A 25995-nucleotide genomic window follows, 5' to 3' on the forward strand; every position below is an offset into this window, starting at 1 on the left:
AACTTCAGGAGTACGGGATGGAACTCTTCGATTATCTGGCCCTGGCGTCCATTGTCTTTCTGTTCCTGCTGGGTTCGCCGCTCGCCGTGACGTTCAGCATCGGCTCGATAGCGATCATGATCCACACCATGGGATTTCCGCTGGGCAACGTCTCGCAGGTCTTTTTCACCACCATCAGCAGCTATCCGATGCTGGCGATGCCGTTCTTCATTCTGGCGGGCAACCTGATCCTTGCCAGTGGAGGCATGGGTTACCTGCGCGACTTCATGAACCGGCTGGTCGGGCATCTCCCCGGCGGTATGGCTGTGGCTATCTGCATCTTCGCGGCCTTCCTCGGATCGATTTCCGGTTCTGCGACGGCCTGTTTGGCGATCATCGGGACGATCTTCGTGCCTATGATGGCCGATTCGGGCTACTCGCGGGCATTCGCCGCAGGGCTCGCCGTGACTTCAGCCGGGCTTGGGGCTGTCATCCCGCCCAGCGTGTTCATGATTGTGTTTGGAGCGAGCAACCGCGTTTCCGTCGCCGACCTCTTTGCGGCTGGCGTGGGCCCCGGCCTGCTGGCCGCGTTCCTGATGTGCCTGACGTCCATCTGGATTTCCAAGAAGCGCGGCTATCAGAGCGGCGTCAGGGCCACGTTCGCTCAGCGGGTGGAGTCCTTCAAGAAGGCGTTCCCTATCATCCTCATGCCCCTGATCGTGCTCGGCGGCATCTACTCCGGCATTTTCAGCCCGACACAGGCCGCATCCGTGGCGTGCGCCTATTCGCTGTTCCTCGGCGTCGTCATCTATCGCGGCGTCAACTGGAAGGTGTTCATGGATGCGCTGGTGGAAACCGTGCGCCTGAGCAGCATGATTTATTTTCTGGTCATCGGCGGCGATCTGTTCGGACGCGTGCTCGGCTACGTCGGGCTGCCGCAGATGATCTGCGAATGGGTCATCGGCATGGAACTGGGGCCTGTAACCTTCCTGTTCGCCGTGCAGGGCCTGCTGTTGGTCATGGGCTTTTTCTTCTCCAGCTTCCCGATGGTGGTCATCGTGCTGCCGCTGTTCCTCCCCAGCGTCAACGCGCTCGGCATCGACCCCGCCCTGTACGGCGCGCTTGCCGTGTTCTGTTCCATCATCGGGGAAGTGACGCCTCCGATGGGGCCGCAGCTCTGGATTGCGGCCCCGATCTGCAAGGTCAAGATCGGGCTCATCATGCGCGAGGCATGGCTGTTCCTTGGCGTGCAGGTGCTGACGCTCGCTCTGGTGACGCTGTTCCCGCAGATTTCCCTGTTCCTCGTCGAAGCGATGCGCTGATCGCCCGATGCCTCCAGACAAAGGCTCCCGGCCTCACAGTTCGTGGGGCCGGGAGCCTTTGTCTTCGGGCGTGCGCGAAGCTAATCGAAATGGTAGAACTTTATATACTCCACGATGTCGTGGGCGGTTTCCTGAAGTGGCACCAGCATGTCTTCGATGAGGGAGTCAATGGGGCCGTACTGCGTGCGTGTGGCGCTGATGGCATATTTGATCCGCCCGTCTCCAGAGAGGAGCGGAACGGCGAGGCCCTTGAGCGGCAGGTACAGTTCGCCGTCCATGATCGCGTAGCCCCGTTCCCTGACTTCCTGCAGCTCGGCGCGCAGCCGCTCTTCCGTGGTGCAGGTCTTTTCGGTGAAGCCCTCCATCGGCGTCCGCTGGATGTAGGTGGCGAGGGCTGCTTCCGGCAGGTGGGCAAGGATGGCCTTGCCGAGGGCGGAACAGTAGGCCGGAACCGTCCGTCCGACGCTGTACTGGACGTATTCAAAGTTCGCACTCTGGACTTCGTAGACGATCTCCTTGCCGTTCCACTTGCCCAGATTGCAGATGCCGTCCTTGCAGTTGCGCTTGGCCAGCTCGTCGAGGAACCGGGAGACGATGTGGCGGAATTCCATGCGGGGGACGATGCCGTTCCCCATTTTGGAGACCTTGTCGGTCAGAATGTAGTTGTTGTGCTGGTCCTGCTCGACGTACCCGTGCAGCCGCAGCGTATTCAGGAAGCGGTAGCTTGCGCTTTTTTGGATACCCATCAGTTTGGCGATGCTGGTTACGGAGACGACCTTGTGCTCAACAAGGTACTCCAAAAGCTGCAAGCCCTTCTCGAACGTCTGAACCAGAGCCGTGCTGTTTCGTGCCATCGTTTTGTCCGTTGATTTAAGGTCGCGTGGATGGGGCTGTTCTGCGTGGGCGCTCCCCATTCGGCAAGGCGGCGAGCCCTCCGCGGCGGAAACGGGAATCCGGCCTGATGAACATCTCTTCTCTTCTCTTCTCTTCTCTTCTTCCTAAGGCGGCCCGGCCTTCATCTGAAAGTCCCGCCTCCCTCGCGGGGCCGCTGCTTTTCCTGCTCGGCACACCGCTGCTTGTACGGCCTTTGCCCGCCCTGCCTGCAAGAAGGAAGTTACCTTTTTTTGCCGCGTTTTTATACGCTTTTTTTACCTTCTGAAATCGTTTCACAAAACGGCGTCTGTGCAGGGTGCTGTGGAGGGAAGGAGCGGGGGAGCCTTTTTTCCGGCTTGTATAGTTTGCTGCGTTCCGGGCGAAGGCGCAGCGCTTTGCCCACAGCCGTGGGCGGCGGTTTTCGAGAGAAGAGGGGAGGGGCCCGGCAAAGGAGGTGCGGCGGATGCCTTTCCGTAGGCCTGCACTGAACGGAAAAGAAAAGGCTCTGTCATGGTATGTGGCTGTTTCATCTCCACAGCACGGTAAAAAATACAGCCTCTTCCTCCAGCTTTCCCCTTGGCGGAATGCATAGCTAAGGTATTTTGCCGATTATTCCTTTGGAACTTCAAGGGAAAAAGCATCAACCATTTTCTATGACACAGCCAAAGAAAAAAGGGTTTATCCCCACTTGAGGGTAAACCCTTGTAATCTCTGGAGCCAGCACGCGGATTTGAACCGTGGACCTACTGATTACGAATCAGTTGCTCTACCAGCTGAGCTATGCTGGCGCATTGACCAGTGGTCGATACAGGGGGAATCAATAGCTTGTCCCCGTTTTAAAGTCAAGCCCTTTTTCTTTTGGGGGAACAAAAGGTTGGGGGAGGGTTGGCGGTACCCACGGCGGCAGGGGCGCAGGCGGGCCGTAAAGGGGGATTGTGACAAACGGGTTACGGGTGTTTGAAGGGGCGATCAGGGCTTGATTCTCCACAGGTCTGTCCGTATCCTGTGCGCTGTTTTCCAAGCCGTTTCAAACCTGTATTTGCGTGGTCAGGACTTTTCATGACGGATCTTTCTTTTTTTGAACAGGCGATTTCGTTTGTTCTGCATATCGATCAGCACCTTTTTGCGCTTGTCGCGGAATATGGGGTATTGCTGTATCTTTTTCTGTTTATCGTCGTGTTCTGTGAAACCGGCCTTGTGGTGACGCCGTTCCTGCCGGGGGACTCGCTGCTGTTCGCGGCGGGAACCGTGGCCGGGGCCGGGCATCTCAGTTATCCTGTGTGTATGCTTATCCTGCTGGCTGCGGCTGTCCTTGGAGATGCCGTGAACTATGAAATCGGCCGGCATGTGGGGCCAAGCATATTCAGCCGGGAGACACGGTTTCTGAACAAGGAGCACTTGCTCAAGGCCCATGCGTTTTACGAACGGCACGGCGGCAAGGCCATCATCTTGGCCCGGTTCATCCCCATCGTGCGTACCTTTGCGCCGTTTGTGGCGGGGATCGCGCTCATGTCCCCGGTCAAGTTCCTGTCCTTCAACATCACCGGGGCCGTCCTCTGGGTGGTGGGGCTGGTTTCCGCCGGGTACTTCCTTGGCAACATACCGATTGTAAAGAATAATTTTAGTGTCGTCATTTACGGCATCATCATCGTTTCGGTTCTGCCTGTGGTTATCGAGTTCATACGGGCAAAAATCAAGAAATAACGTATAATGTAAGGAGGCTCTATGCTGCGTACTCCTGTAGCTGAAGCTCTCGGTGCGGCGTCCGCCGTGCCTGAAATCCGTATCGGCGGCTGGGTCAGAACCCGCCGTGATGCCAAAGGCTTTTCGTTCCTCGAACTCAACGATGGTTCCTGCCTCGGCAATATCCAGTGTATTGTCGATGAAGGCACCGCCGCATGGGAGAAGCTGGAAGGCGTCAACACGGGCGCGTGCGTCGCCGTTACGGGCGAACTCGTCGAGTCGCCCGGCAAGGGGCAGAAATGGGAAGTGCGGGCCAAGGACATGACCGTGTTCGGCCTTGCCGATCCTGAAACCTTCCCGCTCCAGAAAAAGCGCCATTCAGACGAATTCCTGCGCACTATCGCGCACTTGCGTTCCCGTACCAACAAATACGGGGCGGCCTTCCGCATCCGTGCCGAAGCCGCGCACGCCGTGCACGACTTTTTCTATCGGAACGGGTTTTATTATGTGCATACGCCCATCCTGACGGGATCCGACTGCGAAGGTGCGGGCGAAATGTTCCGGGTGACGACCCTGCCCCCGAACGCCCCCGCGAAGCCCGGCGAAAACCCCTATGCGCAGGACTTTTTCGGCAAGGAATGCAGCTTGACCGTTTCCGGCCAGCTTGAGGCCGAAGCGCTGGCCCTTGGCCTCGGCAAAGTCTACACGTTCGGCCCGACCTTCCGCGCCGAAAATTCCAATACCCCGCGCCATGCCGCGGAATTTTGGATGATTGAGCCGGAAGTGGCCTTTACGGATATCAACGACAACATGGATCTGGCAGAGGGCTTGACCTGTTTTGTGATCAACCGGGTTCTCGAACGCCGTGCCGACGATATCGATTTGTTCGATCGTTTTGTGGACAAGGGGCTGGTGGATCGCCTCAAAGGTATGGTGGCGCAGCCCTTTGCGCGCTGTTCCTACCGTGAGGCCATCGACATTCTGAAGGCGAGCGGGAAGCATTTTGAGTACCCCGCCAAGTTTGGCCTCGATTTGCAGACCGAGCACGAGCGTTTCCTTGCCGAGGAGTATTTCAAGCGCCCGGTGGCGGTGTATGATTATCCCAAGGGGATCAAGGCGTTCTACATGCGCCAGAACGACGACCACGAGACTGTGGCCGCGATGGATGTGCTGGTGCCCCGTATCGGTGAGCTCATCGGAGGCAGCCAGCGCGAGGAGCGCCTTGACGTGCTCGAAAACCGTATCCGCGAGATGAATCAGGATCCCGCTGGCTATTGGTGGTATCTGGATCTGCGCCGTTTCGGATCGGTTCCGCATTCCGGTTTCGGGATGGGCTTCGAGCGCCTCGTCATGATGCTTACCGGCATTTCCAACATCCGCGACGTGCTTCCGTTCCCCCGCACGCCCGGCTCGTTGGAGTTCTAGGCGGAGATGATGGAATGATATTGGGGAGGGGGGAGGGAACCTTTCTGAGGAAAGGTTCCCTCCCCCCTCCCCAAACCCCACCCCTCTCCCTCCAAAGACTTTTGACTGGTGGGGAGGCGGCGCGGAGGGAGTTCGTTCCGGCGGAGGATGGTGACGGGGATTGTCTGTTTTGGGGGAAGGGCTGTTTCAGGGAAGGTATTTTTTGCGTTTTTTGGGGGCTGTGTCATAGAAAACGGCCGATGTTTTCTTTTTTGAAGGCTCTGTTATAGTTTGTGGTTGTTTCATCTCCACAGTGCTGTGAAAATACAGCCTTTTTCTCCGATTTTCCCCTTGGCGGGATCCACGGCTAAGGCATTTTGCCGGTTATCCCTTTGGACCTTCAAGGAAAAAAGCATCAACCATTTTCTATAACACAGCCTTTTTGAAATTCCAAAGAAATAGCCGGTAAAATGCCCCAATCATGAAGTCCATCGGCGGCAAAATGGGGGAAAGGCTTTCTTTTCTTCAAATAGCGCGCAGATAAAACAACAAGATGCTATAACAGGGCCTTGTTTTTAAGGGAAAAGAATAGGGGTACAGGCCGTGAGCGGAATGGACTTCTTTTGCGTCCCCTCCCCATTTGTCGAAGTTTTTACCGGAGTGGGCCGGGGAAGGGGCTTTTTGCAAAAAGCCCTGTCAGATATGGTTGTTTTATCTACACAGTATGCTGGAAATACAGTCTTTTTATCCGGTTTTCCCCTTGGCGAAATCAATGGCTAAGGCAGTTTGTTGGTTGTTCCTTTGGAACTTCAAGGAAAAAGCATCAATCATTTTCTATGACACAGCTTTTTTTCTGAGGTTTCAAAGAGGTAACCGGAAAATATCTCAACCAGAGAACCCGCCGACGAAAAAGGCTGTATTTTTCACGGTACTGTGAAAATGAAAGGCTCTGTCATAGCATATGGTCGTTTTATTTTAGTAGGATGCTGAAAATAGAGACTTTTTCTCCAATTTTTCCGCTGACGGACTCCATGAAGGACGCATTTATTGGTTATTCCTTTGTAATTTCAAGAAATAAAGCATCAACCGTTTTCTATGGCACAGCCAAAAAGATATGCCGCGGCATGAAAATGAGGTCGCCGATGTGTCTTGGAAAAGGAAAACGCTTCAGTATCCGGTGGGGATCGGACACTGAAGCGTTTTTTAGGTATCCGGGGGCGGCGCATAGGGTGGAAAGGGTGTGCAGTGGAAAGGCCGCGCTGGAATCTTCAAAGTACGGCAGGGGATGCCGTGAGGCCCTTTAGTTGTCGAACTTGACGGACTGGAGGGCTTTTTTGAGGTCGGCCTCGTACTTCCCGGCGTCCTTCTTCAGGAACATGGCGTTTGCAATCACGCCCTTGTCCCCATTGGGGTAGGCCCATGTCATGTTGATGAGTTCCGGGCGGTCATCCTGGGCGGGGATGGTCATCTGGGCGGCGAGGGCGGCGACGCCGCCATTCTCGGCCTTGCCGCATGTGGCTTCGGCTTTGCCTGTGCCAAGCTGGCTTTCCAGTTTGCCGATGAGTTCCTCACAGCGCTTTTCCGTTTGTGCGGCATCTTGCTTGAGGAAGGCTTCCTGTGTGAGGGGATCGGGGTTTCTGATGATGCTCAGTTTAAGGAAATCGTCCGTAGGGCCTTGTGCCAGAAGCAGGATTTCAGGGCCATTCTCTTGGGAGAGCTGTTTCAGAATGCCCTTGGGAAGGACTTCCCAGCCGGAAGGGAGGCTGATGGTGACGTTTCCCGCTTTATGGGAAAGGAAATTGTCGGCTTGGGCTTGGATGCCGATGCCAAGGGAGAGGGCTCCCGCCACGAGCAGCGTATAACCGAATCGCATGTTTTCCTCCATCCGTAGAGATTGGGGCCGCATTCTTCTTCCAAGGCGTATACCCGCCGGCGGAGGGTTGAAAATGATAAATACCGGCATGGACAGAAAGGGATGCGGGGCCTATAGGTGCGGGTGGAGGTATGACTATGGACGGAAAACGTAACATCCTTTTTGTAGATAAGGACGCGTATCCCCCTCTTGAAGAGCCGGAACTTTTCGAGACCCTTGCGACGGGTGCGGGCAGCATCCGCGTGGAACGCATCGTCTCCAACGGGCAGGTCACTCCCGAAGGCGAATGGTATGATCAGGATCTGGATGAATGGGTCGTGGTGCTTGAGGGCGAAGCCCGCCTGCACTACATGGATGGCGAGGAAGTGGGGCTGAAAAAGGGGGATTCGTTGTTTCTGCCTAAGCGCAGGAAACATCGGGTGGTTTACACCAGCTCCCCGTGCATCTGGCTGGCTATCCACGCGGATCTGCTGGCCCCGCAGTCGATCATTGCCGACGCGATCTGAGGCGTCGGCCTGCGGCGGGTTTCGGTGCCGAAGAGGGAATTCTTCATAGGGAAGGATTCCTTTTTTTGCGCCGCGCATTGGGCATAAAAAAAGGGTTTGCCGTGAAGCAAACCCTTAAGCTCTGAATGGTCGGGATGGCGCGATTTGAACGCGCGGTCTCTGCGTCCCGAACGCAGCGCTCTACCAGACTGAGCCACATCCCGTGAAGAAGCCCTTCTTAGCCCGAACCAAAACGAAAGACAAGCATTTTTTTGGCCCTTGTGGAAAAAAGGAAAGGGGCTGTTTTGATAAAATATGTATAGACAATAGGTTATACGAAAAATCAAGGATGGGGCTTTTCTTGACCCTTTGACCCGCCTCATGTAGAGGATGCGTGAAAGAGAAGGTCCTGAGACAGCCTTCGGGAGTCCTGACGGGCTGCCCGGACAAGCCGCTGAAGGCTTTTTCGCAAGAATCTGTGCTGAAGGACGGGCGGAACCGTGAATGGCTGATGTGCGGCGATTCCGTTCGGGGACGCGCGCCCTTCCATACAAGGATACGGAGGCAGTCGGGAAGAATGGCCGGACAGGACAATATCATTGAGTTGAGGGGCGTGGACAAATCTTTTGAGGACACTCGCGCGCTTGAGGGCATTGATCTGAGCATCAGCAACGGCGAGTTTCTGACCCTCCTTGGGCCTTCCGGCTGCGGCAAGACGACCATTCTGCGGATCCTTTCGGGCTTCGAGACCCCGGATCGGGGAGACGTGTCCATCGCCGGGCAGCGGATGAACGGCGTCCCGCCGGAGCGCCGCCAGGTCAATACCGTGTTTCAGAATTACGCGCTGTTCCCGCATATGACCGTGCGCGACAACGTGGCCTTCGGGCTTCGGATGCAGTCCTGCCCGAAAAGCGAGATCGAGGGCAGGGTGCTGGAAGCCCTGCGCATGGTGCACCTCGAACAGTACGCGGATCGCCGCCCGCACCAGCTTTCCGGCGGCCAGCAGCAGCGTGTGGCCATTGCCCGCGCCGTGGTCAACAAGCCGCTGGTGCTGCTCCTCGACGAGCCGTTCAGCGCCCTCGACTACAAGCTGCGGCGCGCCATGCAGCTTGAGATCAAACGCCTCCAGCGACGCCTCGGCATCACCTTCGTGTTCGTGACCCACGATCAGGAAGAGGCTTTTGCCATGTCCGACCGCGTTGTGGTCATGAATCAGGGCCGCATCGAACAGATCGGCACGCCTCAGGAAATCTACGAGGAACCGGCCAACCTGTACGTCGCCCGCTTCGTCGGGGAGATCAACATCCTGCCCGCGCGGATCATGTCCGTGCCCGGAGAGGGCATCTATATCGCGGACATCAGCGGCCGCCGCTTCACCCTGCGCACGTCGCGTTCGTTCGCGGCGGGGGATCGGGTGAACGTGCTTTTGCGGCCTGAGGACATCCGCGTCTATGCGCATGACGACGAGCGTCCCGAAGGGCCGTACCTCACTGGACGCATTGAGGAAACCGTCTATAAGGGGGCTACCGTGGACATTTCCATCGCCCTCGACTGCGGCGAGACCCTTTCCGTCGCCGAGTTCTTCAATGAGGACGACGCGGAAATCAGCTACAACCGCGGGGAGCGCGTTGCCGTGACTTGGGTTGACGGCTGGGAAGTGGTGTTGCCGTATGAAGCAGACTAGGGCCTTTTTCAATCGTTTTTCCATCGGCGTCACGGCGCTGTGGCTGATGCTGTTCGCGTTGCTGCCGAATATCGGCCTTCTGGTGGTGACGGTGCTGACGCGCGGCGAGCAGGATTTCGTATTGCCGCAGTTCACGCTGGACAACTATTTGCGCCTGCTCGATCCCACGTTCCTGAAAATCCTGTGGGAATCCTTATGGCTGGCCTTCATGAGCACGCTGGCGTGCCTGCTGGTGGGCTATCCGTTCGCCTACCGGATCGCCCGTGCCGGAGCCAGGCTGAAGCCGTGGCTGCTCCTGCTGGTCATCATTCCGTTCTGGACGAATTCGCTTATCCGTACCTATGCGCTCATCCTGATTCTCAAGGCCAACGGGCTCATCAGCACGTTGCTGGTGTGGCTTGGGGTTACGGAACGGCCCGTGTCCTTCATGTACGGCGATTTCGCTGTGTTTATGGGCATCCTGTACACGTTCCTGCCGTTCATGGTCTTGCCGCTGTACGCATCCATCGAAAAGCTGGACAGCCGCCTGCTTGACGCGGCGCGGGATCTGGGGGCCAACGGCTTCCAGTCATTCTGGCACGTCACGCTCCCGCTGACCCTGCCCGGCATCATCGCGGGTTCGATGCTCGTCTTCCTGCCTTCGCTTGGGGCGTTCTACATCCCTGAAATCCTCGGCGGGGCCAAGAGCATGCTCATCGGCAACTTCATCAAGAACCAGTTCATGGTGGCCCGCGACTGGCCGCTCGGCGCGGCGGCGAGCACCATTTTGACGTTGCTGCTGGCCCTGCTCATCGTGGTATATCGGATGGCCAACCGCAAGGCCGCCTCGCGCGACCGCATGGATGAGGTGGCGTGATGATGCGGAAGCTCGGCAAACTGTGGCTGTGGATCGTCTACGCGTTCCTGTTCCTGCCCATCTTTGTGGTGATCGTTTATTCCTTCAACGCCGCGAAATACACCTCGAACTGGAAGGGCTTCACGCTCAAGTGGTACGGCCAGCTTTTCGGCAACGCCGCGTTGATCGACGCGGTGGTGAATACGCTTTCCGTTGCGGCGTTGGCGGCTTCGCTGGCGACGCTGCTCGGCGTCCTCGCCGCGCTGTGCCTCAAACGCACCGAATTTCCGGGCCGCCAGCTTCTGCACGCCTCCCTGTATGTCCTGACCGTCTCGCCGGAGATGGTCATGGGGATTTCTCTGCTCATTTTTTTCATCAGCGTGAAGCTGCCGCTTGGGTTTGTCTCCATGCTCATCGCCCATACGACGCTCGGCCTGCCGTTCGTGGCGTTGACCGTGCTGGCGCGTCTGGCCGAGTTCGACGAGCATCTGGTGGAGGCGGCCCGCGATCTTGGGGCGACTGAGGCGCAGGCGTTCCGCTATGTGATCCTGCCGGTGATCATGCCCGCCGTGGTCGCGGGGTGGCTCTTGGCGTTCACGCTGTCTATGGACGACGTGCTGATCAGCTTTTTCGTGGCCGGGCCGACGTTTGAGGTGCTGCCCCTGCGCATCTACTCGATGGTGCGGCTCGGCGTGAAGCCGGACGTCAACGCGCTTTCCGCCATCATGTTCTGCGTCACCATCGCCCTCGTCGTGCTGGCCTTCTGCCTCTCGCGGCCCAGGAAAAGTTTGAGGAAGCGGGGTTGATGAATGGATTGGGGAAGGGAGGGAAAACTTTTCTGAAGAAAAGCTTTTCCCTCCCTTCCCCAAACCCCATCCCTCCCTTTCCAAAGACTTTTGCGTTTATTGAATCCCTGTTTGAAAAATACGGCTGGCATGCGGGCCGTGCGGCGGGAGTTCCGTTGCGCAGCCTGTTTTCTTTTCTCGGGAAGACGCTTATCCTTTCAGGCATGGCCTCCTCGCCGCCCCGTCCCAAAAAGACGAAAGTCTTGGGAGGGAGAGAGGTGGGGGCGTGGGGGAGGGGAGAGGGAACCTTTCTTCAGAAAGGTTCCCTCTCCCCTCCCCCACATTCCTAAGTACCTTCAACCTTATAAGGAACTCGCGTGAAAAAACTCCTCGTTGCGCTTGTCGCGCTGCTGATCGCCGCTTCTCCGGTTTTTGCGGAAGAGGCGAAGGAACTGAACGTGTTCAGCTGGTCGGAATACATTCCGCAGGAAGTCGTCAATGGCTTCACGAAAGAGACAGGCATCAAGGTGGTGCTTTCCACCTATGAATCCAACGAGGCCATGTACGCGAAGCTCAAACTGCTTGGGGCCAAGGGGTACGATCTGGTCATCCCTTCCGGGTACTTCGTGGAAGTGATGGCGCAGGATAACCTCCTCGCCAAGCTGGACAAGAGCAAGATTGAGGGCCTCGGCAACCTTGATCCGGCCTCGCTGAACCAGCCCTTCGACAAGGGCAATGTCCTGACCATCCCCTATATGTGGGGCACGGTGGGGCTGCTCGTGAACAAGAAGGCCGTGGACGTCTCCACCATCAAGAGCTGGAAGGATCTCGCCCGGCCTGAGTTCAAGGGCAGGGTGCTGCTTTCCGATGACCTGCGCGATACGTTCGGCGTGGGCTTGAAGGCGTGCGGCTACTCCATCAACAGCACCAACCCCGATGAGATTAAGGCCGCTTATGAATGGCTGAAGGCCCTCAAGCCGTCCGTGCGCGTGTTCGACGTGACCGCCACCAAGCAGGCCTTCATCAGCGAGGAAGTGGTGGCCGGGCTGTCGTGGAACGGTGACGCCTTCATCGCCATGCAGGAAAACCCCGACCTTGAGTTCATCGTGCCCGAAGAAGGGATGTTGATCTGGCTCGACAACTTCGCCATCCCCGCCGGGGCCGAGCACAAGGAAAACGCCTACAAGTTCATCAGCTACCTGATGCGCCCTGAGGTTGCCAAGCTGTGCGTGGAAGAGTTCAACTACTCCACGCCGAACAAGGCCGCCGAAAAGATCCTTGAGCCCGAATACGCCGAAAGCAAGGTCATAGTGCTGGACCCGGAAGAGCTCGCCAAGGGTGAAGTGACCGTCAATGTGGGCAAGGCCCGCGAACTGTACGAAAAGTATTGGGAACAGCTCAAGGCCGGAGACTGATTGCGGCAGGGTTGATGAAGATTGCATTGGGGGGGCTTTTTCTGGAAGGCTCTGTTATGGTTTGTGGTTGTTTCATCTCCACAGTGCGGTGAAAATACAGCCTTTTTCTCCGGTTTTCCTTTTGGCGGAATACAGGGCTAAGGCATTTTTTCGGTTATCCCTGTGGAACTTCAAGGAAAAAAGCATCAACCATTTTCTAGAACACAGCCTTCTGGAAAGGGGCCTCTCCCTTCAATTTCCCCTCTCCTCCAAAGGCGTGTGCCGTTGTTGCCCCCATGCAGGGGGGTGGGCTGGATAGGGGCTGTTTTTTTGTGGGGGAGCATGTTCGGGAAAAGGAAGGCATATCCGGCGCTCGGCAGGGAGCGGGGGATGGGGCAGGGATGGTATGGGGCGATCGGCAGGCTGGCGGTTGCCGCTTTGCTGATCGGGGCGGTGCTGATTTAGCGGGCGGAAGCGTGGCTGTATGTTGACGTACCGTTGGAACATGCGGATGTGATCGTGGTGCTTGGAGGGGAATCCGGGCAGCGCGTGATCGGCGCGGCGGAGCTGTATCATCGGGGCGTTGCCCCGAAAGTTTTTGTGACGGGCTCCGGCGACGGTGGGCTTATCGCCCGGCGGCTCGGCATGGCGGGCGTGCCGGATGCGGCCTATGAGGGCCAATCCCGCAGCACGTATGAAAACGCCGTTTTGACCAAAGGGGCGCTGGAAGCCACGCATCCCCGTTCCATCATGCTGGTGACGAGCTGGTTCCACAGCAGGCGGGCGCTTACGGTGTTCCGGGACGTTTGGCCCGAAGTGGCGTTCGGGGTGCATCCCGTCCATGCGGGGGCAACCTTTACGGCCCGGTTCCGCATCTATGAGATGGGGTATATTTTTTCGGAATACGTCAAGACGCTTTGGTATATGGTGCGCTACGGCATAGTCTGATGCCGCACCGGAAAGGATCGCTGTTGAAAGGGGCCTCCGCCTACACCGGGGGCTTTTTACAGCCTTTTTATCCGGTTTTCCCATCGGCGGGGGGCCTCCGCGCACACCGGAGGCTTTTGTTATGGGCTGGCGCCTGTCATCGGCCGGGGAACTTTTTTCTTGCCAATTAGTCCGTGTAAGGATAATCCTTATACGTACTAATTGGGAGTGCCATGCTGTTTTCATGGCATAGCCCGGTTTCCACCCCGCAACAAATGGCGTATTCTGAAAAGAGCGTGATCTTTTGTCAGGTTGTGTCGTTAATTTGATATAACCTATTGAAATTATTTTAATTATTTATCGGGTCACAAGATGTTGTTTTAATGTTTTCAAATGGTTCTATGTAAAATGACGGCACGGCCTAGGTGAGCACGGTCGGAGTGAGCGGATAGGCGTTTTTGAAAGGGGCTGCTGCCTTTGTATGGGCAGGGATGCCCGACAAGCGCCGTATCCGTCTTCCATACGGATCAGTGGGACGGGCTTTTGTCGTCCTGTGCCCTGTTGCCGGGGCTTCTTGGAGGGGAGGGCGTCCTTCTCTGAGAGGGCTTCCGCAGTTCATACGCCGCAATCTTTTTTGTTTGAAGGAAAGTTATGCACGGATTGGATCTCATGCTCCACGGCCCTCTGGTGCGGACTTTTTTGCGTTACTGCATCCCGTGGACGTTGGCCATGCTGCTCCAGTCTTCGGCGGCGATAGTGGACGGCTTTTTCGTGGGCCGCTATGTCGGGGCGATGCCTTTGGCGGCCCTCAACCTTGTCATGCCGATGTTTTCCCTGTTTTTCGGGGTGGGCGTCATGCTTGCGTCGGGCGGGGCGGTTCGGGCCGGGAAATATCTTGGCGAGAAGAGGCCGGAAGCGGCTTCCGCTATTTTCACGAAGACGATGCTTTTCCTGCTGTTCATCGGCGCCGCCGCATCGGTGGGCATGCTGCTGTTCAGCGGAGGGCTGGTGGATTTTCTTGGGGCGGACGAAGAGCTGAGGGGGCCCGCCGAAGCCTACCTGCGCGGCCTCTTGTTTTTCGGGCCGATGATCCCTTGCGGGCTTGCGCTCTCGTATTTCGTCCGCGTGAACGGGAAACCCGCCCTGGCTTCCGCCGGGCTTATGCTGAGCGCCCTCATCAACATCATTCTGGACGCCGTATTCATTTCCATGCTTGGCATGGGCGTTGAGGGTGCGGCCTACGCCACCGGCATCGCCTATACCGTCACGACGGGGCTTTTGTGCCTGCACTTTTTCACTCCTGAGGCGAGATGCCGTTTTACCCGCACGATTGGTGCGTGGAAGGAAGTCGGGCTGGCCTGCTGGAACGGCGTTTCCGAACTGATCAATGAGGCGTCGATTGGCTTGGTGATCCTGTTCATCAACTGGATCCTGCTTGCCCGGATCGGTTCCTATGGCGTGGCGGCGTTTACCATCATCAATTACGCCGCATGGTTTGGGGCCTCCGTGTCCTACGCCATCAGCGATTCCCTGTCCCCGTTGGTAAGCGCCAATTTCGGGGCCCGGAACTTCGCCCGCGCCCGCCGGTTCCTTGGGCTGGCCTTGAGTATGGTCTTCGGCATCGGGCTCATGCTGTACGGCGTGTTCGCCCTGTACCCGGAAGTGCTGTTGAAGATCTTCCTGCCCGATGAGGAAAAGGTTGTGGCGGTGACGCTGGATTTCATCGACTGGTTCAAGCTGGCTTTCTTGTTCAGCGGCCTGAACATGGCTTTGGCGAGCTTCTTCACGGCGCTGCATATGGCTGCGGCGTCCGCTGCTGTGGCCCTCATGCGCAGCCTGCTTTTCCCGGTGGGCTTCCTGTGGCTGTTGCCGGGGCTGTTCGGCAATGCAGGCATTTACGTAGCCATACCGTTGGCGGAAATGTGTACGCTGGTCGTGGCGAGCTTGATTTTTGCGGCCAGCCGGAAGCAGTTCACGGAGCGCAGGGCGCCCCGCAGCCTTGGGCGGGCGGCACGGGATGGGAAAAATCCGTAGGCGCTGAGCCGTGTGGCGGGATGCGGCGGACACCGGTCTGCATCGGCAGTGCGGCAGCCTGCGTTTCTTGGGCCATACGGTCTGATGGGCTTGTCCTAAAACGCACATTGTTGGTGATGTTGCATGGTTGCAGCATCAATGGTGTTACTAAAAAATGATAAGTGGCACGTTTCACCCTGTTTTGATTGACACAATTCCGGCCTCTGTATAATACGATTATAATCTTTTGCTGTAGGCCGCATTCTGTCCGTCCTCAGAGCGCGCGTTGTGCAGCATTCCTCGCTATCCATCGTATCAACATGCCTTTATCAAGGAGGCAGGAATGGCTCTTTCCAGACGAGATTTCGTCAAACTGTGTTCGGGCACGGTGGCCGGGTTCGGGGTTTCCCAAATGTTTCACCCCGCCATCCACGAGGCCTTTGCCCAGACGCTTACCGGCGAACGTCCTCCCGTTTTCTGGGTTCAGGGGCAGGGATGCACGGGCTGTTCGGTCACGTTGCTGAACAGCACGCATCCGAGCATCGCCGACGTGCTGCTCAAAATCATCAGCCTTGAATTCCATCCCACCGTCATGGCCGCTGAAGGCGAGGGCGCGTATGAGCACATGATGCGCGTCGCCGAGAAGTTCAAGGGCAAGTTCATTTTCGCCGTTGAGGGCGCCGTGCCCGTGGCGCATGACGGCAAGTGCTGCGTGGTGGCGGAAGCCGGCCACTATGAAGTGACCATGACCGAAGTGACCAAGGTGCTGGCCGCCAACGCCGCCGCCGTGCTCGCCGTGGGCACCTGCGCGGCCTACGGCGGCATCCCCGCCGGGAAGGGCAACGAGACCGGCGCTATGGGCGTTGCCGCGTTCCTCAAGAAGGAAGGCATCCCCGCCCCCGTCATCAACATCCCCGGCTGCCCGCCGCATCCCGACTGGATCGTGGGCACCATCGGCCTCGGCCTTCAGGCGCTTGCCACCAACACGCTCGGCCTGCTGGTCAAGCAGGGGCTCGACGCCAACGGCCGCCCGAAGGCGTTCTACAAGAACGTGCACATGAACTGCCCCCATCTGAGCGCCTTTGAAGCCGGGCACATGGTCAAGACCATGAGCGACAAGGACGGCTGCCGCTTCAGCATGGGCTGCAAGGGGCCCCGGAGCGCCTGCGACTCCTTCGAGCGCAAATGGAACAACGGGGTCAACTGGTGCGTCAACAACGCAACGTGCATCGGCTGTACCTCCCCGACCTTCCCCGACGGGCAGTCCCCCTTCTACGTCAACTAGGCCGTTTTCCGGCCGGGAGGCGGCAATCCTCCGGGGTTGCGCTTATCTGACACTCTGAACGGGCTTTCCCGTTCCAGTCGCTTTTGAGGAGCCACTTTATGGCAGAAGTTACCCAGAAGAAAACCACGATTGCCATTGATCCGGTGACCCGCATCGAAGGCCATCTCAAGGCCGAGGTCGTGGTTGAAAACGGCAAGGTCGTCGATGCGAAGCTGACCGGCGGCATGTACCGTGGTTTTGAATCCATCCTGCGGGGGCGCCATCCGCGCGACGCCGCGCAGATCGTGCAGCGCATCTGCGGCGTGTGCCCTACCGCCCACGCCACCGCCGCCAGCATCGCGCTGGAAAAGGCCAGCGGCACCGCGGTTCCGAGCAACGGCCGCGCCACCCGCAACCTGATCCTCGGCGCGAACTACCTCCAGTCGCACATCCTGCATTTTTACCATCTGGCGGGGCAGGATTTCATTCAGGGGCCGGACACCGCCCCGTTCATGCCGCGCTACGCCAAGCCGGATCTGCGCCTTCCCCCGGCCATCAACGCCGTGGGCGTCGACCAGTACGTCGAAGCGTTGGAAGTGCGCGCCGTGTGCCATGAGATGGTCGCGCTTTTCGGCGGCCGTATGCCCCACGTGCACGGCATCCTCGCCGGCGGCGCTTCTGAAATCCCCACGAAGGAAAAGCTCGTCGAATACGCGGCCCGCTTCAAGAAGGTTCGCAAGTTCGTCGAGGAAAAGTACCTCCCCGTGGTGTATCTCGTCGGCAGCCAGTACAAGGATCTTGGGACGTTCGGGCAGGGATACCGCAACGCGCTGTGCGTGGGCGTGTTCCCGCTGGACGACGAGGGCAAGGAATTCGTGTTCAAGGCCGGGGCCTATCAGGACGGCAAGGACATGCCCTTCGACGTGAAGAAGGTCACCGAAGACGTCAAGTATTCGTGGTTTGCGGACTCCACCTCCGGCAAGCCCTTTACCAAGGGTGAAAACGTCCTCGAAGTGGACAAGAAGGGCGCGTACAGCTTCGTGAAGGCCCCCCTGTACAACGGGAAGCCTATGGAAGTCGGCCCGTTGGCGCGTATGTGGGTGAACAACAAGCCCATTTCGCCCATCGGCCAGAAGCTGTTCAAGGAGTATTTCGGCCTCGACGTGAAGAACTTCCGCGACATGGGCGAAGATCTTGCCTTCTCGCTGCTTGGCCGCCACGTGGCCCGCGCTGAAGAAGCCTATCTCATGCTGGACGTCATCGAGCGCTTCCTCAAGGAAGTGCATCCCGACGAGGAGACGTTCTCCATGCCGGTGATGAAGGATTCCGAAGGGTTCGGCTTTACCGAAGCGCCTCGCGGTTCGCTGATGCACTTCACCAAGGTTCGCAACGGCAAGATCGCCAACTATCAGATCGTGTCCGCGACCCTTTGGAACTGCGCTCCCCGCAGCGATACCGGCATGCGCGGCGCTCTTGAGGAAGCCCTCATCGGCGTGCCCGTGCCGGATATTGAAAATCCCGTCAACATAGCGCGGCTCATCCGCGCCTTTGACCCGTGACTGGGTTGTGCCGTGCACGTGCTGCACGCCGAAACCGGCAAGGTTGCCGTCATCAACATGGATTAAGCGTGGTATAAGAATTGGGGAGGGGGAGGAGAACCTTTCTGGAGAAAGGCTTCTCCTCCCCCTCCCCAAACCCCACCCCTTCCTCTCCCAAGACTTTCGACTGGTGGGGAGGCGGCGCGGAGGGAGTCCCCGTTTTCAAAGATATTGGGGAAATAGGCCGTATGGTGCTTCTGCTTTCCCCGGAAGAGGGCCGTACCGCTTCGTAATGGGCCCCGCATATTGTCATGAAAAAGGGGCGAGGCAGCCGCGAATGGCGTCCCGCCCCTATTATTTGGGGCTGTGTCATAGAAAACGGTTGATGTTTTTTTCCTTGAAGTTCTAAGGGAATAATCCGCAAAATGCCTTAACCGCGGATTCCGCCGATGGAAAAATTGGAGAAAAAGGCTGTATTTTCACCATGCTGTGGAGATGAAACAACCACGTATATGGCAGAGCCCTTTTTTATTGTTTAACTGGATGATAAAAATAGGTTTTTAAAGTTCTATGTCTACGTGGTAGCTGCCGTCAATCAGGATGCAGTTGCAGCCATGCCGCTTGCACATCTTGAAGTTGTATGCGTTATCTTGAAGCACGGACTCTTTTGTGCACCATGAATCGTCAAGGCGCGCTTCAATGTCGTCAGCATGTTTTTTGATTTCATCAAAATGGCTTTCGATATACGCTTCCGTCATCACAAGGCAATAGTAGCGTATTTGTTCCAAGTAGCTATCAGGAAAATCTTTTTTCCAGTCAAAGGGAATGTAGCTGCCTTCGACGATGAGGTTTTGGCGGTTTTCAATGGCTGTCTTGATCATCTCTTTGACGATCGGCCAGAGATAGGCTTGCAAAGCCTCATCCTGTTCGGGCGTTAGGCCGGTATTTCCGCTCCTGATGAGCCCCATCTTCAGCAGGTCGATGGATAAATACGGATAGTTGTATTTTTCCAGCAGCCTTTGCGCTAAAACGGTTTTACCTGTATGCGAAGCGCCTGCAATCAAAAGGATCATTGTATCGTACCGGGGAAAAGTGAAGGAAATAGAGGGCTGTTGCGCCCCCAAAAAGCCCCCTTTGAGGGGGCAGGGGAAAGGGCGGCATTTTGCTGATCGGAGAGGGCGGGGCGTTCGGGAAACGGCCCCGCCCTTTCCAGTTTATTCTTGTTCCGGCTTCGTATCGGGCTTCTCGACGGCTTTGGCCTCGTTCCAGAGGTCGTCCTTGTCGTCGAGGGAAAGGCTGACGAAATCAAGGCCGCGCTCGCGGGCGAGGGCCTCCATGCGTTCAAAGCGGGCAAGGAAGCGTTCCGTGGCGGCGTTCAGGGCGGGGGCCGCCTTGATCCCCTTGCGGCGGCCAAGTTCGACGAGGGTGAACATATGGTCGCCGAACTCGTGTTCGATGGCCTCGGCGTCGTCGGAAGCCATCGCATCGAGCAGTTCCAGCCATTCAGCCTCAACCTGCTTTTCGACGTCTTCGTTTTCGGGCCATGTGAAGCCCACGCGGTCGGCCTTGGCGTGGATGCGGTAGGCCTTCGTCAGGGGCGGCAGGCCGCGCGGCAGGCTGTCATAGGTTCCCTTGGGGCCTTCGGCGTCCGCAGCGGCCTTTTCCTCGCGTTTGATGCGATCCCAGTCCTTGAGCTGTTCGGACTGGCTTTCATAGGTCGTATCGCTGAAAACATGGGGATGGCGGCGCACCATTTTGGCGGCTTCGACTTCAAGCGCGTCGGCGAGGGACGGGCCTCCCGCGCGGGCCATGAGCTTGCCGATCATCAGGATCAGGAAGGCCACGTCGCCCAGTTCTTCGACCATATCGGCGGTTTTGCCGGAGCGGATGGCGTCCACGAGTTCGTGGCATTCCTCAATGACGTATTCGGTCAGCGATTCCGGCGTCTGCGTGCTGTCCCACGGACAGCCGTCCGGTGCGATGAGGCGGTCGATGACGGAATTGAGGCGTTCGAGCGCGGCTTGCGTGGCGGCGTCGGCAGCGGCGGGCGCGGTGGTGGTATCGGACATGAGGTTTCCCTTTTCGGTTCGCAGTTGGAAAATGTGGGCCGTCAACAGACATATCCCGGAAGAACGGGGAGTTCAAGCTGGAAGGGGAAAGCATGCGGGGGAGGGGGGAAGGAACCTTTCTCAAGAAAGGTTCCTTCCCCCCTCCCCCGCACCCCCTCCTCTCATCCTCCAAAGATTTTCGATTGGTGGGGAGGCTGCGCGGAGGGAGTCCGTTCCGGCGGAGAGAAGAACCCCATTTGGAAGGTATGGCTGGCCTTTTCATTGACTGTGCATATGCCATAGGAAATGGCTGATGCTTTTTCCCTTGGAGTTCCAAAGGAATAACCAGCAAAATGCCTTGGAGCGTTTTCACGCTGAAAAGGCTCTTCCGGCTGCGGGAAGCAGGCGGTCGCTGTAAAGGCATAGGCACAATGTATTTGCGCTGTTTAATGCCGGATCGAGAGAGCCTTAAACTTTAGGCTGTGTTATAGAAAACGGTTGATGCTTTTTTCCTTGGAGTTCCAAAGGAATAGCCAGCAAAATGCCTTGGAGCGTTTTCACGCTGAAAAGGCTCTTCTGACTGCGGGAAGCAGGCGGTCGCTGTAAAGGCATAGGCACAATGTATTTACGCTGTTTAATGCCGGATCGAGAGAGCCTTAAACTTTAGGCTATGTTATAGAAAATGGTTGATGTTTTTTTCCTTGAAACTCCAAAGGGATAACCGGAAAAATGCCTTAGCCGTGGATCCCGCCAAGGGGAAAACTGGAAAAAAAGCTCTATTTTTCATCGCACTGTGGAGATGAAACAACTACTATAACAGAGCCGAACTTTAATGTTGCAAAAAACTTTAAAGTTGATTTGCTCCAGCTATGGATTCCGCCAATGGGAAGACTGGGAAAAGCTGTATTTTCGCCATACTGTGGAGATGAAGCAACCATATGTATGACAGGGCCTTTTCATTCGGCCTTGCCGTTGGTGCCGTGCCTCCGTTTTGCGGAAGGGGGCTTTCCCATTCTTTTTTCTCCCCTTGTTATTTTCGATATTGTTCGGGGAGGAATTGCTTGAAGACGACGATGGTTTCCTTGATCGGCTGGATCATGCGCGATTTTCTGATGAAATCGGCGTCGTTGAGGAAGTAGGTGAGCAGGGTGACCATGACGGCGCAGATGAGGAAGCCTTTGAGCCCGCCCACGGCCGCCCCGGCGACATGGTTGATCCAGTCGGCATAGGCCATCTTGAGGAACGAGTGGAGGGCGCGGGATGCCATGCTGATGACGAACATCACCATGCAGAGGATCAGCACATAGGCGACGATGTAGACCCATTGGGAGGTCGTATACTGGGAAAAAATGCGGCCCAGCTCGCCATAATAGCGTCCGGCGAGCCATATGCCGCCGATGATGCCCACAAGCCCCGCCACTTCGTCAAGGAAGCCGCGCAGCGCGCCGCGCAGGGTAAACAGGGCGATGACCGAAAGCAGCACGACATCCAGTATATTCAGGTCGTAAGGAAGCGTCATAGGAAAAAGGGGCTGAAGGTTTTCCCCGTTCCGGGGGCAGGTACGGCAAACGCTGCAATCCGGCGGATCACAGCGTCGTCATGCGGAACACTCTTTGAGCCTCCCCGATCCGAAACGCGAAAGTCTTTGGAAGGGGTGGGGAGGGTTTGGGAGGGGCGGGGAGAACCTTTCTCCAGAAAGGTTTCCCCGCCCCTCCCAATCTTTTTTACTTGTTCAGCTCACGTTCCTGCGGGAACATGGGGAGATAGCGGTAAGAGATGGCAAGGCAGAGCCACGCATAGGAAATGACCATGAAGGACGCGCCCCATTCGGCCCAGTTGGGAGTGTAGAATTCCCACGTGTCGAAGGGCATGACCGGGATGGCGAGGGCCTGAACGGTCATGACGTAGCGGTTGATGGTCACGCCGACGCAGGCGAGGATGCCGCCAAGGTAGAACAGGGCCGGGTTGGAGCGGCACTTCTTCGAGAAGAGCAGGTATGCGGGCACGACGCCGCAAACCACGAGCTCGGCGAAGAGGAGCCACTTGCCGTAGATCCAGCCGTGGAACATCTGATCGAAAGTCATGCCGGAACGGGGGAGGATGTCCCAAACCCACGCGGCGGTGTCGGCCAGCTTGAACACCATGTAGATGGTGAACATCGTCCCGGCGATTTTGCCCATGAGCTGCTTCACGTCCCAGGAGACGAGCCTGCGGCCGGTGAGCTTTTCCATGAACGTGCAGACGAGCACGGTGAACATGGGGCCGGAACCCACGGCGGAGAGGATATACAGGAAGAACGTCCACGGCCAGATGAAGAACCCGTCGCGCAGGATGTAGGGGCGGCCGAAAAGCACGCCGTACATGCCGCCGAGGGAGCCTTGGTGGAACGTGGACAGGAAGGCGCCGATGCCCGCGAACAGGGGCATGATCAGGTGGAAATTGTGGGCGATGGCGTGGGCGAGCTTGTTCTTCGCCAACTGCCGGTTTTCCAGCGCCAAAGGCACGTACTCGATGATGAGCACGGTGCAGTAGCAGGTGATGCAGAAGATGACTTCGGTCAGCATGGAGTGGACGTTCGGATGCCAGTAGCCGAACCATGCGCGGAGCGGCTGGCCGATGTCGAGAACGAGCACCAGCATGGCGCCGGAGTAGCACAGGAAGCCCACCACGACCGTCAGGTTGATGATGTTCTTCAAGGCGTCGATGTTCAGCAGGTAGCGCAGCGCGCCGGTGAAGAACGCGCCCGCGCCGAGGGCGATGACGGCGAGGTCGAAGGTGATCCAGAGGCCGAACCCGAAGTAGTCGTCAAGGCCGGTTTCGCCGAGGCCATAGGCAAGGACGCGGAAGGCGGCATAGGCGCCCCACAGGCCGACCGCGGCCACGGGAACAAGATGCAGCAGGAATTTCAGCAGCGAACAACGCGGGCACCCTTCAGGGAAGAGGGCGGCGTCGACGGGCTGGTTGTAGTTTTTCACTTCCATTGACCTACCCCTTGGTCTTTTCGTTTTCCAGGTAGTTGTCGCCCTGACGGCGCACCCATTCGCGCTTGCTCAGGTAGTACACCTGCGGGTCGGTTCCCAGGCGCTCCAGAAGGCGGAAGGCGTGGGGGCTCCGGATCAGCTCATACACCTTGTGTTCGGGATTCTTGGAATCGCCGAAGGAGATTGCCCCGTTGGGGCATACCTCGGTGCAGGAGGTCACATATTCCCCATCGGCCAGATCGTAGGGGTTGCGCCCCTCGGCAATGGCCTTGTCCTTGGCCTTCATCCAGCGGTGATGGCAGAAGGTGCACTTCTCCACCACGCCGCGGGGACGGACGGAAACGTCCGGGGTGAGGGTTTTTTCCATGCCTTCCGGCCAGATCGGATCATACCAGTTGAAGTAACGGGCATGGTAAGGGCATGAGGCCATGCAGTACCGGCAGCCGATGCAGCGGGGATAGACCTGGCTGACGATGCCGCCCTCTTCGTTCTTGTCGGTGGCGACGACGGGGCAGACGGACACGCAGGAGGGCTTCCCGCACTGCATGCAGGGGCGGGGCAGGTAGGCCGTGTCGTGTTCCGGGAACGGTTTATTGTTGGAGAGGCGGTACACCTTCATCCAGTTGATGGAGCGGACCTTGTTCGTGCCGTCGGGGTTGGGGGCGACATTGTTTTCGGCTTGGCAGGCCACCATGCAGGCGCCGCAGCCCGTGCACTTGTCAAGATCGACGACCATTGTCCATTTGATGTCGAATTCTTTCACTTCGGACATGATTACGAATCCTTATGCTTGGGCGACGTTCACGCGGGTATCGTTCCAGACGGAGAGGCCGGAACCGGGCTCGAAAGAGGGCGTGACGAGGGCCATAACGTCCATGCCCTTGCCGTCGTTGAACTCCCCGAAAGCCGTATGCCCGAAGCCCATGGTCAACGCTACGGTATCGTCGGTAACGCCTTCAAAGACGCGGATCTTCGCCATAACCTTCCCGGCCTTGCCGGTCAGGACGACGCGGTTGCCCTCGTACAGGCCGAGCTTTTTGAGCGTGGCCCCGTTGACGGCGGCGACGAGCACGTTTTTGTCCAGTTCATCGTTGGTGATGAGCTTGGTGTTGAAGGGCGGGATGGCGGTTTCGGGCGTGCCGAGGCCAAGCTTGTTCACGAAGGCCACGGCCAGCCCCTTGCCGGAGGAGGCTTGGGCTTCGGCCTTCTCGATGGCGGCGGAGAGTTCGGAGCCTGAGCCGTACTCCAAGAGCTCTTTCAATACCTTTTGGGGAACCACGATGTCGCTGACGTAGACGTTGCCGTCGCTCAGGGAGCCCCAGTCGGCGCCCATGTTGAAGGCTTTGGTCTTGAGCATGGTCACGACGTCGGAAACGCCGAGGTTGATGCCGAGCTTGTAGGCCATGTCGATGATTACGTCGCCGGCGGGCCGCGCCTGATAGAGCGGCTCGGCCACGGGGCGAACCAGCGCGTAGACGAATTTGCCGTAGCCGAAGGGGTCGGCCACGTCGTCGTAGCGTTCGAGGCCCAGGGCGTTGGGCAGCACGAGATCGCAGCGGCGGGCGGTTTCATCGAAGAAGCAGGTGAAGGCCACCGAGAAGCCGCTTTTCTTGAAGACGGCTTCAATGTCCTTGCCGGGCAGGGCATAGACGGGGTTTGCCTCATAGATCATGAGGACGCCCACTTCGGGCCTGTTCCCCTGCGCCATTTCAGCGGCGTAGCTGACAAGGTCGCCCTGCATGAGCACGTCATAGGATGCGGAACCTTTCACCGCGGCGGGGGCCAACGGGATAACGCGCATCCCGCCTTCCTTGTTCACGCGGTCGAGGAGCATGTTGATCGCCATGCCGATGCGGACGGGGGCGGTGCCGCCGCCCTGATCCATCTCGGAACCGACGACCACGAGGGGCTTCTTGGCCTTCTTGAGCCCTTCGACGACGGCGGCGAAGCGTTCGGGCATGAGGCCCGTGATTGCGCAGACCTTTTCCGGCGTCCATTTGGCGACCAGCTCCACGAATTCATCCAGCCCTTTGGCGGGGGCGGCCACGCCGTCCTTGATGAGCTGGCGGGCGACGCCGAGGAGCAGGAACAGTTCCGTGCCGGGCTTGATGGGCAGCCAGAGATCGGCGCCCGCGGCCGTGTTGTTCTGCACGGGCCCGGCATAGGCCAGGCGCATGGCGGGTTCGGCGCCCGCGGGACGGGCCTGCCCCCACGCGTGGCGGTTGACGACCACAGGGCCCCACGTTTCCAGCACGTTGGCGCCGACGGCGAAGACGTAGTCGCTGTTGGGGATGTCGAAGCCGACGCGCCCGCGCCCACCCATGAGCCTCCACGCCTGCGCGGTGGTCTGCGCATCGCTGGGCATGGCGAAGAAGTGGCCTGAGCCGGTCTGGGCGGCAAAGCCCGCGAGCAGCTCGTTCATGGTGCCGTTTTCGTCGCCGGAAATGCAGACCACGCTGTCATGGTCACACCCGGCCTGTTTCTTGGCTGCGGCGAGTTTTTCGAGCAGCAGCTTTTCAGCCTCTTCCCACGTGATTTCCCCGTAGGCCCCGTCCGGGCTGCGGAGCAGGGGCCGCTTGAGGCGGGCCGGGCTGTAGCGCATCTGGACTTCGGTGGCGGCCAGCGCGGTGACGCCGCCGCCAAGCGGGCTCTCAGGATCGCTGAGGACGCGCACGGGACGCCCGCCCACGAGGCGAATTTTGGTGGCCCCGGCGGAAGGGCAGAGCTTGCTGACCGTGCGGATATACGTGTTTTCGTTGTTGCCGTATTGCAGGGAAGGGATCCACGGCCAGTTTTGCGACCAGATGGAGATATCGTCCAAACCCTTCCAGATCACAGGAGTCGCCAGCGTACCCACGGCGGCCCCGCCGATGAATTTCAGAAAGCCTCGTCTGTCAAGCATTGGTG

21 protein-coding genes and 2 tRNA genes are annotated in these 25995 nt (G+C 58.2%); 13 read left to right on the forward strand and 10 right to left on the reverse strand.

What is annotated here, in order from left to right:
* Nucleotides 1–17: 17 nt before the first annotated feature.
* Nucleotides 18–1301, forward strand: a complete 1284-nt coding sequence (locus AC6I1V_RS10240) for a TRAP transporter large permease (RefSeq protein WP_302552049.1) — start codon at nucleotides 18–20, stop codon at nucleotides 1299–1301.
* An 80-nt stretch (nucleotides 1302–1381) separates the two neighbouring features.
* On the opposite strand, the gene AC6I1V_RS10245 is transcribed toward AC6I1V_RS10240, so the two are convergent.
* Nucleotides 1382–2155: an IclR family transcriptional regulator gene (locus tag AC6I1V_RS10245; RefSeq protein WP_302552048.1), complete on the reverse strand. Its 774-nt coding sequence runs from the start codon at nucleotides 2153–2155 to the stop codon at nucleotides 1382–1384.
* A gap of 731 nt (nucleotides 2156–2886) precedes the next feature.
* A tRNA-Thr gene (locus tag AC6I1V_RS10250) sits at nucleotides 2887–2962 on the reverse strand.
* A 271-nt stretch (nucleotides 2963–3233) separates the two neighbouring features.
* Between AC6I1V_RS10250 and AC6I1V_RS10255 the strand changes: the two genes are divergently transcribed.
* Nucleotides 3234–3878, forward strand: coding sequence for a DedA family protein (locus tag AC6I1V_RS10255; protein WP_302552047.1), 645 nt, complete (start codon nucleotides 3234–3236; stop codon nucleotides 3876–3878).
* Between the two features lie 21 nt (nucleotides 3879–3899).
* Nucleotides 3900–5282, forward strand: a complete 1383-nt coding sequence (asnS, locus tag AC6I1V_RS10260) for an asparagine--tRNA ligase (RefSeq protein WP_486853599.1) — start codon at nucleotides 3900–3902, stop codon at nucleotides 5280–5282.
* A gap of 1279 nt (nucleotides 5283–6561) precedes the next feature.
* Here asnS and AC6I1V_RS10265 read toward each other — a convergent pair.
* Nucleotides 6562–7134 (reverse strand): hypothetical protein, encoded by a 573-nt coding sequence (locus tag AC6I1V_RS10265; protein ID WP_486854923.1) that lies wholly within the window; start codon nucleotides 7132–7134, stop codon nucleotides 6562–6564.
* Nucleotides 7135–7271: 137 nt separating this feature from the next.
* On the opposite strand from AC6I1V_RS10265, the gene AC6I1V_RS10270 reads away from it, so the two are divergent.
* Complete coding sequence (locus tag AC6I1V_RS10270; RefSeq protein ID WP_302553080.1) at nucleotides 7272–7640, forward strand: cupin domain-containing protein; 369 nt, start codon at nucleotides 7272–7274, stop codon at nucleotides 7638–7640.
* Nucleotides 7641–7766: 126 nt separating this feature from the next.
* On the opposite strand, the gene AC6I1V_RS10275 is transcribed toward AC6I1V_RS10270, so the two are convergent.
* A tRNA-Pro gene (locus AC6I1V_RS10275) sits at nucleotides 7767–7843 on the reverse strand.
* 353 nt (nucleotides 7844–8196) lie between these two features.
* Between AC6I1V_RS10275 and potA the strand changes: the two genes are divergently transcribed.
* The 9 genes from potA to hysA all read left to right on the forward strand — a co-directional run bounded on the left by potA (nucleotide 8197) and on the right by hysA (nucleotide 18080).
* Entirely contained in the window at nucleotides 8197–9303 is a 1107-nt protein-coding gene (potA, locus tag AC6I1V_RS10280; RefSeq protein ID WP_486851183.1) for a spermidine/putrescine ABC transporter ATP-binding protein PotA, read from the forward strand.
* Nucleotides 9290–10159: an ABC transporter permease gene (locus AC6I1V_RS10285; RefSeq protein ID WP_302553078.1), complete on the forward strand. Its 870-nt coding sequence runs from the start codon at nucleotides 9290–9292 to the stop codon at nucleotides 10157–10159. Before potA ends, AC6I1V_RS10285 begins: the two co-directional genes overlap by 14 nt.
* Entirely contained in the window at nucleotides 10159–10944 is a 786-nt protein-coding gene (gene potC / locus AC6I1V_RS10290) for a spermidine/putrescine ABC transporter permease PotC (RefSeq protein ID WP_302553077.1), read from the forward strand. The genes AC6I1V_RS10285 and potC overlap by 1 nt, the downstream gene beginning before the upstream one ends.
* Before the next feature lie 356 nt (nucleotides 10945–11300).
* Nucleotides 11301–12338 (forward strand): polyamine ABC transporter substrate-binding protein, encoded by a 1038-nt coding sequence (locus AC6I1V_RS10295; RefSeq protein ID WP_337431765.1) that lies wholly within the window; start codon nucleotides 11301–11303, stop codon nucleotides 12336–12338.
* 321 nt (nucleotides 12339–12659) lie between these two features.
* Nucleotides 12660–12782 carry a hypothetical protein gene (locus AC6I1V_RS10300; RefSeq protein WP_486854322.1) on the forward strand — a complete coding sequence of 41 codons (123 nt, stop codon included), beginning with the start codon at nucleotides 12660–12662 and terminating at the stop codon, nucleotides 12780–12782.
* A gap of 54 nt (nucleotides 12783–12836) precedes the next feature.
* Nucleotides 12837–13265, forward strand: a complete 429-nt coding sequence (locus AC6I1V_RS10305) for a YdcF family protein (RefSeq protein ID WP_486854321.1) — start codon at nucleotides 12837–12839, stop codon at nucleotides 13263–13265.
* A 630-nt stretch (nucleotides 13266–13895) separates the two neighbouring features.
* On the forward strand, nucleotides 13896–15278 hold the full coding sequence (locus AC6I1V_RS10310; protein WP_486854320.1) for an MATE family efflux transporter: 1383 nt from the start codon (nucleotides 13896–13898) through the stop codon (nucleotides 15276–15278).
* 307 nt (nucleotides 15279–15585) lie between these two features.
* Nucleotides 15586–16542, forward strand: a complete 957-nt coding sequence (gene hysB, locus AC6I1V_RS10315; RefSeq protein ID WP_486854323.1) for a NiFeSe hydrogenase small subunit — start codon at nucleotides 15586–15588, stop codon at nucleotides 16540–16542.
* Nucleotides 16543–16640: 98 nt separating this feature from the next.
* Nucleotides 16641–18080, forward strand: a complete 1440-nt coding sequence (hysA, locus tag AC6I1V_RS10320; protein ID WP_337430899.1) for a NiFeSe hydrogenase large subunit HysA — start codon at nucleotides 16641–16643, stop codon at nucleotides 18078–18080.
* A gap of 539 nt (nucleotides 18081–18619) precedes the next feature.
* On the opposite strand, the gene AC6I1V_RS10325 is transcribed toward hysA, so the two are convergent.
* The 6 genes from AC6I1V_RS10325 to qrcB all read right to left on the reverse strand — a co-directional run bounded on the left by AC6I1V_RS10325 (nucleotide 18620) and on the right by qrcB (nucleotide 25990).
* Nucleotides 18620–19132: an adenylate kinase gene (locus tag AC6I1V_RS10325; protein ID WP_486854319.1), complete on the reverse strand. Its 513-nt coding sequence runs from the start codon at nucleotides 19130–19132 to the stop codon at nucleotides 18620–18622.
* Nucleotides 19133–19273: 141 nt separating this feature from the next.
* Nucleotides 19274–20128 carry a nucleoside triphosphate pyrophosphohydrolase gene (gene mazG, locus AC6I1V_RS10330; RefSeq protein WP_486854318.1) on the reverse strand — a complete coding sequence of 285 codons (855 nt, stop codon included), beginning with the start codon at nucleotides 20126–20128 and terminating at the stop codon, nucleotides 19274–19276.
* 1009 nt (nucleotides 20129–21137) lie between these two features.
* Nucleotides 21138–21626 (reverse strand): CvpA family protein, encoded by a 489-nt coding sequence (locus AC6I1V_RS10335; protein WP_482331783.1) that lies wholly within the window; start codon nucleotides 21624–21626, stop codon nucleotides 21138–21140.
* 205 nt (nucleotides 21627–21831) lie between these two features.
* Complete coding sequence (qrcD, locus tag AC6I1V_RS10340; RefSeq protein ID WP_302553356.1) at nucleotides 21832–23088, reverse strand: menaquinone reductase integral membrane subunit QrcD; 1257 nt, start codon at nucleotides 23086–23088, stop codon at nucleotides 21832–21834.
* A 4-nt stretch (nucleotides 23089–23092) separates the two neighbouring features.
* Nucleotides 23093–23860, reverse strand: a complete 768-nt coding sequence (qrcC, locus tag AC6I1V_RS10345; protein WP_302553357.1) for a menaquinone reductase iron-sulfur cluster-binding subunit QrcC — start codon at nucleotides 23858–23860, stop codon at nucleotides 23093–23095.
* A 12-nt stretch (nucleotides 23861–23872) separates the two neighbouring features.
* Nucleotides 23873–25990 carry a menaquinone reductase molybdopterin-binding-like subunit QrcB gene (gene qrcB / locus AC6I1V_RS10350; protein ID WP_302553358.1) on the reverse strand — a complete coding sequence of 706 codons (2118 nt, stop codon included), beginning with the start codon at nucleotides 25988–25990 and terminating at the stop codon, nucleotides 23873–23875.
* Nucleotides 25991–25995: the final 5 nt, after the last annotated feature.

Source organism: Bilophila sp. T19-St14 (assembly GCF_059728385.1).

Coding starts and splice junctions, on each gene's coding strand:
- AC6I1V_RS10240 (WP_302552049.1), top strand. CDS start 18: ATGGAACTCTTCGATTATCTGGCCCTGGCGTCCATTGTCTTTCTGTTC.
- AC6I1V_RS10245 (WP_302552048.1), bottom strand. CDS start 2,155: ATGGCACGAAACAGCACGGCTCTGGTTCAGACGTTCGAGAAGGGCTTG.
- AC6I1V_RS10255 (WP_302552047.1), top strand. CDS start 3,234: ATGACGGATCTTTCTTTTTTTGAACAGGCGATTTCGTTTGTTCTGCAT.
- asnS (WP_486853599.1), top strand. CDS start 3,900: ATGCTGCGTACTCCTGTAGCTGAAGCTCTCGGTGCGGCGTCCGCCGTG.
- AC6I1V_RS10265 (WP_486854923.1), bottom strand. CDS start 7,134: ATGCGATTCGGTTATACGCTGCTCGTGGCGGGAGCCCTCTCCCTTGGC.
- AC6I1V_RS10270 (WP_302553080.1), top strand. CDS start 7,272: ATGGACGGAAAACGTAACATCCTTTTTGTAGATAAGGACGCGTATCCC.
- potA (WP_486851183.1), top strand. CDS start 8,197: ATGGCCGGACAGGACAATATCATTGAGTTGAGGGGCGTGGACAAATCT.
- AC6I1V_RS10285 (WP_302553078.1), top strand. CDS start 9,290: ATGAAGCAGACTAGGGCCTTTTTCAATCGTTTTTCCATCGGCGTCACG.
- potC (WP_302553077.1), top strand. CDS start 10,159: ATGATGCGGAAGCTCGGCAAACTGTGGCTGTGGATCGTCTACGCGTTC.
- AC6I1V_RS10300 (WP_486854322.1), top strand. CDS start 12,660: ATGTTCGGGAAAAGGAAGGCATATCCGGCGCTCGGCAGGGAGCGGGGG.
- AC6I1V_RS10310 (WP_486854320.1), top strand. CDS start 13,896: ATGCACGGATTGGATCTCATGCTCCACGGCCCTCTGGTGCGGACTTTT.
- hysA (WP_337430899.1), top strand. CDS start 16,641: ATGGCAGAAGTTACCCAGAAGAAAACCACGATTGCCATTGATCCGGTG.
- AC6I1V_RS10325 (WP_486854319.1), bottom strand. CDS start 19,132: ATGATCCTTTTGATTGCAGGCGCTTCGCATACAGGTAAAACCGTTTTA.
- mazG (WP_486854318.1), bottom strand. CDS start 20,128: ATGTCCGATACCACCACCGCGCCCGCCGCTGCCGACGCCGCCACGCAA.
- AC6I1V_RS10335 (WP_482331783.1), bottom strand. CDS start 21,626: ATGACGCTTCCTTACGACCTGAATATACTGGATGTCGTGCTGCTTTCG.
- qrcD (WP_302553356.1), bottom strand. CDS start 23,088: ATGGAAGTGAAAAACTACAACCAGCCCGTCGACGCCGCCCTCTTCCCT.
- qrcC (WP_302553357.1), bottom strand. CDS start 23,860: ATGTCCGAAGTGAAAGAATTCGACATCAAATGGACAATGGTCGTCGAT.
- qrcB (WP_302553358.1), bottom strand. CDS start 25,990: ATGCTTGACAGACGAGGCTTTCTGAAATTCATCGGCGGGGCCGCCGTG.